The 11703-nt window shown below is 72.7% G+C and carries 11 protein-coding genes; 5 read left to right on the top strand and 6 right to left on the bottom strand.

The features are described 5' to 3' along the window. Nucleotides 1-110: 110 nt before the first annotated feature. Nucleotides 111-524, top strand: a complete 414-nt coding sequence (locus tag DQW06_RS05175; protein WP_013153059.1) for a DUF6069 family protein — start codon at nucleotides 111-113, stop codon at nucleotides 522-524. Nucleotides 525-741: 217 nt separating this feature from the next. On the opposite strand, the gene DQW06_RS05170 is transcribed toward DQW06_RS05175, so the two are convergent. Then, nucleotides 742-1338, bottom strand: coding sequence for a bifunctional 2-polyprenyl-6-hydroxyphenol methylase/3-demethylubiquinol 3-O-methyltransferase UbiG (locus DQW06_RS05170; RefSeq protein ID WP_013153060.1), 597 nt, complete (start codon nucleotides 1336-1338; stop codon nucleotides 742-744). A 128-nt stretch (nucleotides 1339-1466) separates the two neighbouring features. On the opposite strand from DQW06_RS05170, the gene DQW06_RS05165 reads away from it, so the two are divergent. Continuing rightward, the gene (locus DQW06_RS05165) at nucleotides 1467-2051 is read left to right on the top strand and encodes a helix-turn-helix domain-containing protein (protein ID WP_117198055.1); all 585 of its coding nucleotides are present in this window, start codon (nucleotides 1467-1469) and stop codon (nucleotides 2049-2051) included. Between the two features lie 66 nt (nucleotides 2052-2117). Here the strand turns inward: DQW06_RS05165 and DQW06_RS05160 are convergent, their stop codons facing one another. From DQW06_RS05160 to DQW06_RS05140, 5 genes are all read right to left on the bottom strand, one after another. Continuing rightward, entirely contained in the window at nucleotides 2118-3149 is a 1032-nt protein-coding gene (locus DQW06_RS05160) for a LacI family DNA-binding transcriptional regulator (RefSeq protein ID WP_013153062.1), read from the bottom strand. 67 nt (nucleotides 3150-3216) lie between these two features. Next, complete coding sequence (locus tag DQW06_RS05155; RefSeq protein ID WP_013153063.1) at nucleotides 3217-4164, bottom strand: NAD(P)-dependent oxidoreductase; 948 nt, start codon at nucleotides 4162-4164, stop codon at nucleotides 3217-3219. Nucleotides 4165-4665: 501 nt separating this feature from the next. Beyond that, a complete protein-coding gene (locus DQW06_RS05150) occupies nucleotides 4666-5553 on the bottom strand; it encodes a PmoA family protein (RefSeq protein ID WP_013153064.1) in 888 nt (295 codons plus the stop codon). After that, a complete protein-coding gene (locus DQW06_RS05145; RefSeq protein WP_117198054.1) occupies nucleotides 5550-6722 on the bottom strand; it encodes a Gfo/Idh/MocA family protein in 1173 nt (390 codons plus the stop codon). Before DQW06_RS05145 ends, DQW06_RS05150 begins: the two co-directional genes overlap by 4 nt. After that, the gene (locus DQW06_RS05140) at nucleotides 6722-8029 is read right to left on the bottom strand and encodes a Gfo/Idh/MocA family protein (RefSeq protein WP_117198053.1); all 1308 of its coding nucleotides are present in this window, start codon (nucleotides 8027-8029) and stop codon (nucleotides 6722-6724) included. Before DQW06_RS05140 ends, DQW06_RS05145 begins: the two co-directional genes overlap by 1 nt. A gap of 433 nt (nucleotides 8030-8462) precedes the next feature. Between DQW06_RS05140 and DQW06_RS05135 the strand changes: the two genes are divergently transcribed. From DQW06_RS05135 to DQW06_RS05125, 3 genes are read left to right on the top strand one after another with little or no spacing between them, the layout of a single operon-like run. Beyond that, nucleotides 8463-9434 (top strand): carbohydrate ABC transporter permease, encoded by a 972-nt coding sequence (locus DQW06_RS05135; protein WP_013153067.1) that lies wholly within the window; start codon nucleotides 8463-8465, stop codon nucleotides 9432-9434. Continuing rightward, nucleotides 9424-10299 carry a carbohydrate ABC transporter permease gene (locus tag DQW06_RS05130; RefSeq protein WP_013153068.1) on the top strand — a complete coding sequence of 292 codons (876 nt, stop codon included), beginning with the start codon at nucleotides 9424-9426 and terminating at the stop codon, nucleotides 10297-10299. Before DQW06_RS05135 ends, DQW06_RS05130 begins: the two co-directional genes overlap by 11 nt. An 18-nt stretch (nucleotides 10300-10317) precedes the next feature. Next, nucleotides 10318-11637 (top strand): ABC transporter substrate-binding protein, encoded by a 1320-nt coding sequence (locus DQW06_RS05125; RefSeq protein ID WP_013153069.1) that lies wholly within the window; start codon nucleotides 10318-10320, stop codon nucleotides 11635-11637. The last annotated feature ends 66 nt before the right edge of the window (nucleotides 11638-11703 follow it).

The following is an 11703-nucleotide window of genomic DNA, read 5'->3' as shown; positions in this document are numbered from 1 at the left end:
CCGGACCGGCTGGGAGTTCACCTCCGGGGGGACGCGGACGGACCTTCCGTCCAGCGGCCCGGGACGAGGCCCGGACCGTGCCGCACCACACGACGACGTTGGGAAAGACCATGGCCACCACAGAAACCACCGCCCGCACCGCCTCAGCCGTCCCCCGGCGGCTACTCACCGCGACCGCCGCGGTGCTCGCTCCGCTGGCCCTGTGGGCCCTGGCCGTGCCGCTGATGGGCGTGGACCTGACCGCCTTCCCGGGCGGGCAGGCCCGGCCTGTGGGGCCGGGGGCCGTGGCCTTCGCGGGTCTGCTCAGCGCCGCGGCGGCCTGGGGACTGCTCGCGCTGCTGGAGCGCACGGCGCGGCGGCCCCGGCGGGCGTGGACGGTCACCGCCTGCGTGGTGCTCGCGCTCTCCCTGGCCGGACCCCTCACCAGCGGCGCCGCGCCGGTGGTCGTGCTGGTGCTGGAGGGGATGCACGTCCTGGTCGGGGCGGTGCTGATCCCGGGCCTGGGCCGCTCGGCCCGCGCCTGAGCCCGCGCCCCCCGCGCAGGGGGGCGTTCGCGGAGCGTCCCCGCCCGTGCCGGCCTCCCCGCCGGGACCGCAGCGGCGCGGGACGGCCGTGGGCGGGGTTGCGGAGTTCGCGCCGGGCCTGCCCCCGCCCGGTGCGGGTCACCGGGCGGGGCGCGGCGTCACCACCCGGGCCGGGTTCGTGGCCGAAACGGCACGGGGCGCCGGGCGGGGTGCGGCGTCATCCCGCGCGGCGGGCCCGCAGGACGGTGTCGTGGGTGTGGCGTGTGCCCTCGGGCGCGGGGGCGGGTCGCGCCCGGGTCTCGTCCACCAGGACGGTCCAGCCGTCACCGAGGAGCCCGGCGACCTCGGCGGGCTGGTAGAAGTCGCGCGGGTCGGGGCCGTCGTGGTGCGGCGGCAGGTCGGCGAGGTCGTGGCTGACGAAGAGCAGGGTCCCGCCGGGGGCGACGGCGGCCAGCAGGCCGCGCAGCGCGGCGTGGTCCGCTCGGCGGGGAAGGGGGAAGTAGTGGACGGACACCAGGTCGAACGAACCGCTGGGCGGCGGCACGGCGGTCAGGTCGGCGCGCGTCCACGCCACGCGGTCGGTGCCGGTACCCGTGCGGGCGGCACGGCGCAGCGCGGTCCAGGAGATGTCGACGGCGGTGACCAGCCATCCCCGCCGGGCCAGCCAGAGCGCGTCCGCGCCCTCGCCGCAGCCCACGTCGAGGGCCTGCCCCGGCGGCAGGTCGGCGGTCTCGGCGACGAGCACCCCGTTGGGCTCGCCGCTGAAGACCTGTTCGCGGCTGCCGTACATCTCTTCCCAGAACTGTGCGTCCATCGTCCTTCTCCTCACTCGTGGGCCCTGGTGCGCGGACCGTGGCCGTCTCGGGCACCACACTGTTCCCCCGGGGGGAGGGATGACAAAGTTCTTTGCGGAAACCGCAAGGAAGCGGGCACAGTCGAGCCATGGACGACGAGTTCAACGCGGTCCTGAGCGCGGTCGGCCCCCGGCTGCGCGCGCTGAGGCACCGCCACGGGATCACCCTGACCGCACTGTCCGAGACCACCGGTATCGCGGTCAGCACCCTGTCGCGGCTGGAGTCGGGACAGCGCAGACCGGGCCTGGAACTGCTGCTGCCCCTGGCCAAGGCCTACAACGTGCCGCTCGACGAACTCGTCGGGGCTCCGGCCAACGGCGATCCACGGGTCTACCCGCGGCCGACCGTGCGCAACGGCATGACCGTCATCCCGCTGTCCCGCAACCCCGGCGGGCTCCAGGCGTTCAAGCAGGTCCTCCCGGCCGGTCCCGACGACCTGGAACCCGATCCCCGCTCGCACGAGGGCTACCACTGGCTGTACGTGCTCAGCGGACGGCTGCGCCTGGTGCTGGGAGACCAGGACATCGTCCTCACCGCGGGCGAGGTCGCCGAGTTCGACACCCATCTGCCGCACTGGTTCGGCAACGCCGAGCCCCGGCCGGTCGAGTTCCTGAGCATCCTCGGCCCGCAGGGCGAGCGTTTCCACATCAGGGCCCGTTACCAGCCCTCATGAGGGGCGCCGGGCATGCCCGGGGAAACGCACCGCACACGTGGGGCGTGCGGGAGCCGCCCGCGGAACTCAGCGGGTGGGCGGCGCGGTGCTCTCGCGCTCGACGACCTCGCCGCGCACGGTGACCACGCGGGGCTGGTCGCTGGGATCGCCGTCCAGGGCGAGCACAGCGGCGCGTTCGCCCATCTCCTCCAGCGGCAGGCGCACCGTGGTCAGGGCGGGGGTGAGGTCGCGCAGGGTGGGGATGTCGTCGAACCCGGCCACGGACAGGTCGGTGGGCACCCGCAGGCCCAGGTCGCGCAGCGCGGCCATCGCCCCCGTGGCCATGACGTCGTTGACGGCGAACAGACACGTGGCGTCGGTGCCCACCGCCATCAGGCGGCGGGTGGACTCGTAGCCGCCGTCGCGGGTGAAGGCGCCGTGCACCACGTTGTGGTGGGCCAGTTCCAGCCCCGCGCCCGAGAGCGCGGAGTGGAACCCGTCCAGGCGTTCGCGGGCGGTCTGGAGGTCGGTGGGCCCGGCCAGGATGGCGAACTCCCGGTGCCCCTGGGCGATGAGGCGGCGGGCCAGGTCGGAGGCCCCGGTGTGGTTGTCGGGGGTGACCGTGTCCGCGGGCAGGCCCTCCTGGGACACGCACGCCACCCGCCCGCCCTGGCGGCGGAACATGCGGATCTCCTCGGACAGGCGCCGGTTGCTCTCCTCGTCGGTGGAGCGCGAGCCGACCAGCACCACCGCGCGGGCCCGGTGCGCGCGCAGCGTGGCCAGGATGCGGCCCTCCTTCTGCGCGGAGCGGTTGGTGGTGCCCAGCACCAGGACCAGTCCCTGTTCCTCGGTGTGGCGGGTGACCCCGGCGGCGATCGAGGAGAAGTAGGGGTCGGAGATGTCGTGGACGAGCAGGCCGACCAGGGCGCTGCTGTTGCGGGCCAGGGTCTGGGCCGAGGCGTTGGCCAGGTAGCCGAGTTCGCGCGCGCTGGCGGTCACCTTGTCGCGCAGGCGCTGACTGACCTGGCGTGTGCTGCCGTTGATCACCCTGGACGCCGTGGCCAGGGACACCCCGGCGTGCTCGGCGACCTGTTCCAGCGTCACGTAACCGGACTCCACGCCGCTCCCTCTCCTGCCTCGGCCCATGGGAAAACTCTTTCCTACCCTAGCGGAGCCCTCGACCAGCTCACGGACGCTCTGATGTCCCACGGGCCCCGTCAGCCACGGAACCGGCCTCGGAGGCGCGGCTCTCCCCGGAGCGCAGTTGCGTGCGCCAGGTCCGGGAGGGGGCCCAGCCCAGCGCGGTACGGGCCGCCTGGGAGGAGAAGACCGCGCGGCCGTCGGCCAGGGCGGCGGCCACCGGGGCGGTGCCGGGGTGGTGCAGGGGCAGCAGGGCGTCGACGGGCACCTCGGACAGCGGGTCGGGGGCCATGGCGTTGAACACCTGGCCGCCGCTGACCTTGGCCGGGTTCTCGATGACCAGCGCGAACAGCTCGGCGGCGTCGCGGGCGTCGACGTAGTTGAACAGGGAGGTGGCGGCCAGGGCCGGGTCGGCCAGCCGCTCGGCCATGGTGTGCCCGAGCTGGGTGGGCGCGCCCTCCCACTCCTCGGGGGCCACGACGTAGCCCGGGCGCACGCACGACAGGACGCAGGTGGCGGAGGTGCGGGCCAGGGCCCGCACGGTGTCCTCGATGATCGCCTTGCTCAGCCCGTAGGCGTGCCAGGGCGTGACCGGGTGGGCCTCGTCCAGCGGCAGGTAGCGGGGCGCCCAGGAGGGGGTGTTGTACCCGTAGACGGTGGGGCTGGAGGCGGCCACCGCCGAGTGGGCGCCGTGGGCGACGGCGGCGGAGAGCACCGCCCAGGCCAGGCCGGTGTTGACCTGGAGGGTCTCCACGTCGGGTCGGGCGAAGGGTACGGCGATCCCGGCCAGGTGGACGACGGCCTCGGGGCGGGCCCGGGTGAAGGCCGCCTCCAGCGCGGCCGGGTCCAGCAGGTCGGCGGTGACCGCGTCGACTCCCTCGGGCAGGTCGGCCGCGGCGGTGTCCACGGAGGTCACCTGGTGTCCGCGTGCGGCCAGGGTGGCCACGACGCTGCGGCCGAGCCGTCCGGAGCCGCCGGTGACGAGAACGCGCATGGGTGTTGTCTTCCTTCCCTCGCCCCCGGGTTCGGGGGGTTGTCCACAGGTCGTGCGGGGCACTGGTGCCGCCCCGCGCGGCGGGCCTAACGTTGATATCGGGGGGGGTCCCCGGGCCCGCCCGGTTTCGTGCTGCGCTCCTCGTGCCCGGGCCGCCCGGCCCCTCCGGAGCGGGCTCCGGTCAGAACCGGTCAGGCCCGACCGGACCCGCCCCGCGGAGCCCGTCCCCGCGGGGCGTACCTCGAACCGCGCCTCGCAGGCCGGATCCCGTGGGCCGGGCCCCACCGGCTCGGCCCGCGGCCCCACCTCGGTTCCGCCCTCAGTTCCGCCACAGCCGCGGAGCCCCTTTCCCCGTCACCTCCCGGGCACGGACCCGGGGCGGTTGGCGGGCTGGCCGCCCCGGGGTGGGTGCGGCGGAAGGGGGCCAGCCCCCGAACGGCGCACAAGGGAAAGGAGCGGTCCGGTGCCCTTCGCGGTCACCGCACCGGGGCGGATTCCGGACTAGGGCAGGTTCCGGGCGGCCTCGGCCAGGGCCGCCAGCTCCCCGGCCCCGTCGGCCCGCCCGTCGCGCACCGCCACGCGCAGCCGCCGCTCCAGGCGCCCGCCCTCGGGCAGGGGCAGCCGCGTGTCCCACGCCAGCGCGGGCCCCACCCCCGGGTAGTCCTCGGCCCGCAGGAACCACGGGTCGGTGTGCTCCCCGGGCTGGAGGAAGACCAGGGTCCACCCCCCGCTCGCGGTCGCGCCGCCGTTCCCGGCACCACGGCCTCCGGCACCCTCACCGCTGACCAGGGCCAGCCACTCGGCCCGCGAACCGTGCAGGGCCTTCTCTCCCTCCAGCCCGCCCGCGCCGACGACGGCGGGCGGGGCCGCGGCCACGGGCGCGCGCCAGAACAGGCCCCCGTACCCGGCGCCGGGCCTGCCGTTGGTGGCGGGGCTGCCGATGCTCAGGTCGCGCCCCGAGGTGTTGCGCAGCTGCGTGCGCACGTCCAGCACCCAGGTGCGCCCGTCCAGGCCCGCGGCCCGTACGGTGCGCTCCTCGCTCAGCATCTCGGCCCCGTCCGGGCCGGTCCACGACAGCGCCTCCACACGGCGGTCCGCGGCCAGCTCCAGCCAGGACACGTGCCGCTGACGGCCGTGGTTGTCCAGCAGCACCGACCCCCGGTCGCGGGTGAAGGTGCGTCCGCCCCAGAAGCTCACCCCCGACACGTCGGGCACGGCCACGCCCACCCCGAAGTGGTGCAGGTGGTCGGCGGGCCGCTCCTCGGTGACCGGCACCCCGGCGAGGGTGCGCACCGGGTGCAGGTAGGGGCGCGGCGACAGGGTCGGCTCGATGTCGGTCCCGTCCCTGAGGACGGCCAGGACGCAGCCGTCCAGGGTCAGCGTGTTCACGGCGTGGCCTTCGCGTCGGTCGCTCCCGTCCGGGCCGCGGGGGACCAGGCGGGGTCGAGTTCGGAGAACAGCGCCAGGTGCTCGGCGCTGCGGTGGATGAGGGCGTCGATGCCGGGGACGATCCGGCGCACCCCCTCCTCGGTGCGGTACACGTGCTGCATGCCCGCCGGCAGCGCCACCGGGTCGGGCGCGGTGCGCACCGCTTCGAGCACGTGCATGAAAGCCCGGGTGGCCTGGGGCGGCACCAGCAGCGGCTCGCCCCCGCGCACGTGCTCGACCAGGTTGGACAACAGGTGGGTGCGCGGGTGCGTGGTGGTGGCCGGGGGCCGGCCCGGCCGGTGCACGGTGACGCGGTCCAGCGTGTACTCGAACTCGATGCGCCCCAGGTCGCCGTGGACCACCAGGCGCGGCGGCAGGTGCTCGGGCGCGCACAGGGTCACCGCCAGGGTGATGGGCAGCCCGTCCGCGGTGCGCACGCGCACGCACGAGGTGTCGTCGGCCTCGATGGGGTGGGCGTGGAACATCTCCAGCTCCACGTCCCGCGGCGCCTCGGTCGCGGCTCCGGCCACGGCCAGCGCGGTGGCCAGGGCGTGGGCGAAGGGGTTGGTCAGCGCCCCGTCCACGACGTCGCGCCCCTGGAGGCGGCGGCGCCCCGCCCAGGGTGCGCGGTCGTAGTAGGCCGAGGTGCGCACCCACGTGCCCGCACCGCCGATGCCGCGCACGCGCCCCACCGCGCCCTCGCGCACCAGGGTGCGCACGGCCTCCACCGCGGCCGACCCCAGGCTCTGGAAGCCCACCTGGCAGGCCAGCCCGGAGGCGTCCACGGCCGCGGTGAGCTCCTCGAACTCGGCCAGGGTCGCGGTGGTGGGCTTCTCCAGCAGCAGGTGGGAGCCGTGTTCCAGCGCGGTGCGGGCCAGGGGCAGGTGGGTGTGGATGGGCGTGGCCAGGACGGTGATCCGCGCGCCGGTGCTCTCGATCGCCTCGCCCAGGTCGGCGTGGCAGGGCAGCGCGCCGTGCCCCTCCAGGTCGTCGTCCTCGGCCACGGGGCGCTGGTCGCACACGCCCACGAGCCGGACCAGGCCGCTGCCCGCCAGCTCGCGCAGGGAGCGCAGGTGGGCGCGGCCGTGGCCGTGGACCCCGGCCAGCAGCACGGGCACGGGTTCGCCCATCAGCTGCCCCCGAGCAGGTCGGCGACGCGGACCGGCGCCCCCGAGGCGATGGAGGCGTTGGCCGCCAGCCCGGTGAGCAGGGCGTTGCCGCCGTCGGAGTGGTCGGGGCGGATGCCGTCGTCCTCGCCGCCGAACAGCGAGTCGAGCATGAGCTGGTCGCCGCCGCCGTGGGTGCCCTCGCCCACCGCCACGGGGATCTCCTCGGGGGGCTGCCAGTGGCGGCGCAGCCACAGCCGTGCGCTGGTGTGCTCCTTGGGGGCGGGCATGCCGCGCACGGGCGTGGTCTCGTCCTGCTCGGGCGAGGTGTACTCGAACTCGGTCATGTCCAGCTCCAGGCGCCCCCGGCTGCCGGTGATCGCGATCCGGTACCCCTCCCAGGGCGCGTAGGCGACCAGGTGGTAGGTCAGGCGCGCACCGGTGTCGTAGCCGACCAGCACGGACATGTCGTCCTCGATGGTGATGCCGGGTCCGAAGACGTTGAGGTCGCGCCGGTAGCCGTCCTCGTGCTCGGCGTCCAGGTACAGGGCCCTGAGGTCGGCGCTGTCGTCCATGTGCAGGGCGAAGGGGTCGCTCTGGGCGGCGTCCTCGCCGTGGCCGCGCTCGTAGTCGGCGGCCAGGCCGTGGCGGCGGCCGTTGTCGTCGCCGTAGAAGAACAGCCTCCCCGACGCGAACACGTCGGTGGGGCGGGCGCCGATCCACCAGTTGACCAGGTCGAAGTGGTGGCTGGCCTTGTGCACGAGCAGGCCGCCGGACTGGGTCTTGTCGCGGTGCCAGCGGCGGAAGTAGTCGGCGCCGTGGCGCAGGTCCAGCAGCCACTCGAAGTGCACCGACCCGACCTCGCCGATCACCCCGGAGGCGATGAGGTCGCGCAGCTGGCGGTGGACGGGGTTGTAGCGGTAGTTGAAGCCGACGGTCACCCGCCCCCCGGTGCGCTCCTGGGCCTCGTTGATGCGCCGCAGCCCCTCCAGGTCGGCGGTCATGGGCTTCTCGGTGATGGCGTCGAGTCCGGCGTCCAGGGCCGCCACGACGTAGTCGGCGTGGGTGCGGTCGACGGTGCAGACGATGACCTCGTCGACCCTCTCCTCCTTGAGCATGCGGACGAAGTCGTCTGGGGAGTAGGTCGGCACGGCGTCGAGCCCGGCGTCGGTGACGATGCGGTTGTGCACGGTCATGCGGGTGCTGTTGGTGTCGCAGAGGGCGACCAGACGTCCCCGGTCCCGGTGGGTGCCGGTCAGGGCCCGGGTGTACATCCGGGCGCGGGATCCGGTGCCGACGATCGCGTACCTGCGTGGGGTGGTGTGGTTCACACAGGGCATGGTAAACGCTTTCCCATCCGGTCGACAAGGGTGTCGACCAAGACGTGTCCGAGCGTCCGCACTCCCGTGACGCGCGACGGAGAGTGGCATATCCACTTCGGAGGGTGGGATTTCTCATGCGAACGAGCGCGGGGGAGGAAAGCGCGCGGCAGAATCCGCGCCTCCGGGGCCGCCGGAAGCGTAACGATATGGGGCTTGGATCACAGTTTTCGGGAAACCTGCCGTTGACACCCATGTAACCCGGTGCTAGAAACTGAACATCTTAGTACGTGGATAGCGCTTACCAGAACATGTTTCGGCAGTTCATCACGTGTTCTCGCCCACAGCGTACGCGTCTCCGAACGAGATTGGCAGTTTCCATGAATCCAGGACCGCACGCGCCCGCCAGCGCTCCGGCGGTGGCCCCACAGGAGGGTGGATCCCCGTGAGCGCCCTCCTGCAACGGCGGCCCGCCAAGGCCCCCGACGCCCCGGCCGGCGCCAAGCCGCGCCGCAGGGTCGGCAAGAGCCCGGCCCCTGGCAAGCGGCGGAACGAGAACCTCGCCGCCTACGGCTTCCTGGCCCCGTGGTTCGTCGGCCTGGTGCTCATCACCGCGGGCCCCCTCCTGGCCTCCCTGTACTTCTCCTTCACCGACTACAACCTCATCGGCGACTACGAGTGGGTCGGCCTGGAGAACTACCAGCGGATGTTCGACGACGAGCGCCTGCACAGCGCGCTCAGGGTCACGTTCGTCTACGTCTTCGTGTCGGTGCCGCTCCAGCTCGCCCTGGCCCTGGCCCTGGCCATGATCCTGGACCGCGGCGTGCGGGGGCTGCCCCTGTACCGGTCGGTGTACTACCTGCCCTCCCTGCTCGGCGGCAGCGTGGCCATCGCCATCCTGTGGCGCCAGGTCTTCGGCGCGGAGGGCCTGATCAACCAGGTGCTCGCCTTCTTCGGCATCCAGGGCGAGGGCTGGGTCTCCCACCCCGACTACGCGCTGGGCACCCTGATCGTGCTCAACGTGTGGACCTTCGGCGCGCCCATGGTGATCTTCCTGGCGGGTCTGCGCCAGATCCCCGCCATGTACTACGAGGCCGCCGCGGTGGACGGGGCGGGCCCCCTGCGCCGCTTCTGGAACATCACCGTGCCGATGCTCACCCCGATCATCTTCTTCAACATGGTGCTGCAGTTCATCAACGCCTTCCAGACCTTCACCCAGGCGTTCGTGGTCAGCGGCGGCACCGGCGGCCCCTCGGACTCCACGCTCTTCTACACGCTCTACCTCTACCTGCGCGGTTTCGGCTCCTTCGACATGGGCTACGCCTCGGCGATGGCCTGGCTGCTGCTGCTGATCATCGGCGGGTTCACCGCGGTGAACTTCATCGCCTCCAAGTACTGGGTCTTCTATGGCGACTAAGACAATGCCCCCCGTGACCTCGCAGAAGCGCACGCGGGCCGAACACACACGACGGCTGATCACGCACATCGGGCTCATCGCCTTCGGGCTGGTCATGCTCTACCCGCTGCTGTGGATGCTCTCCAGCTCGTTCAAGCCCACCGAGGAGATCTTCCGCGCCCCGGGCCTGATCCCCGAGACCTTCACCCCGGGCAACTACACCGAGGGGTGGAACGCCCTCCAGTTCCCCTTCCACCACTACCTGCTCAACTCGGCGATCGTGGTGGCCGGGGCGATCGTGGGCAACCTCATCGGCTGCTCGATGGCGGCCTACGCCTTCGCCCGGCTGGAGTTCCGCGGCAAGCGGCTGTTCTTCGCCGTCATGATGGCCACGATCATGCTGCCGATCCACGTCGTGATCGTGCCGCAGTACATCCTCTTCGCCGAGCTGGACTGGATCAACACCTTCCTGCCGCTGATCGTGCCCAAGCTGCTGGCCACGGACGGGTTCTTCATCTTCCTCATGGTGCAGTTCATCCGCGGACTGCCCCGCGACCTGGACGAGGCGGCGCGCATCGACGGCTGCGGCCACGTGCGCATCTTCTTCCAGATCATCATGCCGCTGTCCCTGCCGGCCCTGGCCACCAGCGCGATCTTCACCTTCATCTGGACCTGGAACGACTTCTTCAGCCAGCTGATCTTCCTCACCGACCCGTCGATGTACACCGTCCCCGTCGCCCTGCGCACCTTCGTCGACTCGACCTCGCAGACCTCCTGGGGTCCGCTGTTCGCCATGTCGATCGTCGCCCTGGGCCCCGTCTTCGGTTTCTTCCTCGCGGGTCAGCGATACCTCGTCAAGGGCATCGCCACCACCGGAATCAAGTAGTCGAAGGGAACCGAACACATGCACGCACACCCTGGCAACGGGCGCCCCCAGGCCCGTCGCCGCAGCCCTTTCCTCTCCGTGGCCGCGGGAGTGGGCGCCGTCGTCATGGCGGCCACCGCCTGTGGCGGCTCCGAGCCCGACGACGGCACGGTCGAGCTGCGCTTCTCCTGGTGGGGCGCGGACGACCGCCACTCCACCACCCAGCAGGTCATCGACCTGTTCGAGGCCGAGAACCCGGGCATCACCATCGTCCCCGAGTACACCGACTGGGCCGGGTACTGGGACCGCCTGGCCACCAGCACCGCCGCCAACGACGCCCCCGACATCATCACGCAGGAGGAGCGCTACCTGCGCGAGTACGGCGACCGCGGCGCCCTGCTCGACCTCAACGAGGTCGAGTTGGACCTGTCGGGGATCGACCCCCTGGTGGCCGAGAGCGGCGACCTGGACGGGCAGACCTTCGGTGTGGCCACCGGCGTGAACGCCTACGCGATCCTGGCCGACCCCCAGGCCTTCGAGGACGCGGGCGTGGAGATGCCCGACGACGAGACGTGGACCTGGGACGACTACATCGAGATCTCGGCCCAGATCAGCGAGGCCACCGACGGCGAGGTCGTGGGCACGCAGAGCATGTCCTACAACGAGACGGGCTTCCAGATCTTCGCCCGCCAGCGCGGGGAGAACCTCTACGCCGAGGACGGATCCCTCGGCTTCTCCCAGGAGACGCTGGAGGAGTGGTTCTCCGTCACCGAGCAGCTGGTGGAGAACGGCGGCCAGCCCGGCGCGGCCGAGAGCGTGGAGATCGAGGCGGGCGGCCCCGACCAGTCGGTGCTCTCCACCAACCAGGGCGCGATGGCCCACTTCTGGACCAACCAGCTGGGCGGCATCTCGGCCTCCTCCGGCCGCGACATCGAACTGCTGCGCTACCCGGGTGAGAGCACCGAGGACCGCACCGGCATGTTCTTCAAGCCGGCCATGTTCTACTCCATCTCCGCGGGCACCGAGCACCCGGAGGAGGCGGCGCTGTTCGTGGACTTCCTGCTCAACAGCGAGGAGGCGGCCGAGCTGATCCTGGCCGACCGCGGTCTGCCCGCCAACGTGGACGTGCGGTCCCACATCATCGACTCTCTGCCCGAGGCCGACGCCCGCAGCGCGGTGTTCCTGTCCGAGATCGAGGGCACGATCGTGGACGGCAACCCGCCGCCGCCGATCGGCGCGGGGCAGGTCGTGGACATCACCAAGCGCGTCACCGAGGACCTGACCTTCGGCGAGCTGACCCCGGCCGAGGCCGCGGAGCAGTTCATGTCGGAGGTCGAGGCGGCCACCGGCGAGGCCTGATCCGAGCCGCGTACCCGGCACCACCGCACGGGCGGGCCCGGCGGGAGGAGACCCTCCCGCCGGGCC

Source organism: Nocardiopsis sp. TNDT3, from assembly GCF_003427465.1.
In the GTDB taxonomy this organism is placed as follows: domain Bacteria; phylum Actinomycetota; class Actinomycetes; order Streptosporangiales; family Streptosporangiaceae; genus Nocardiopsis; species Nocardiopsis dassonvillei.
This window is presented reverse-complemented; position numbering and strand designations above follow the sequence as displayed.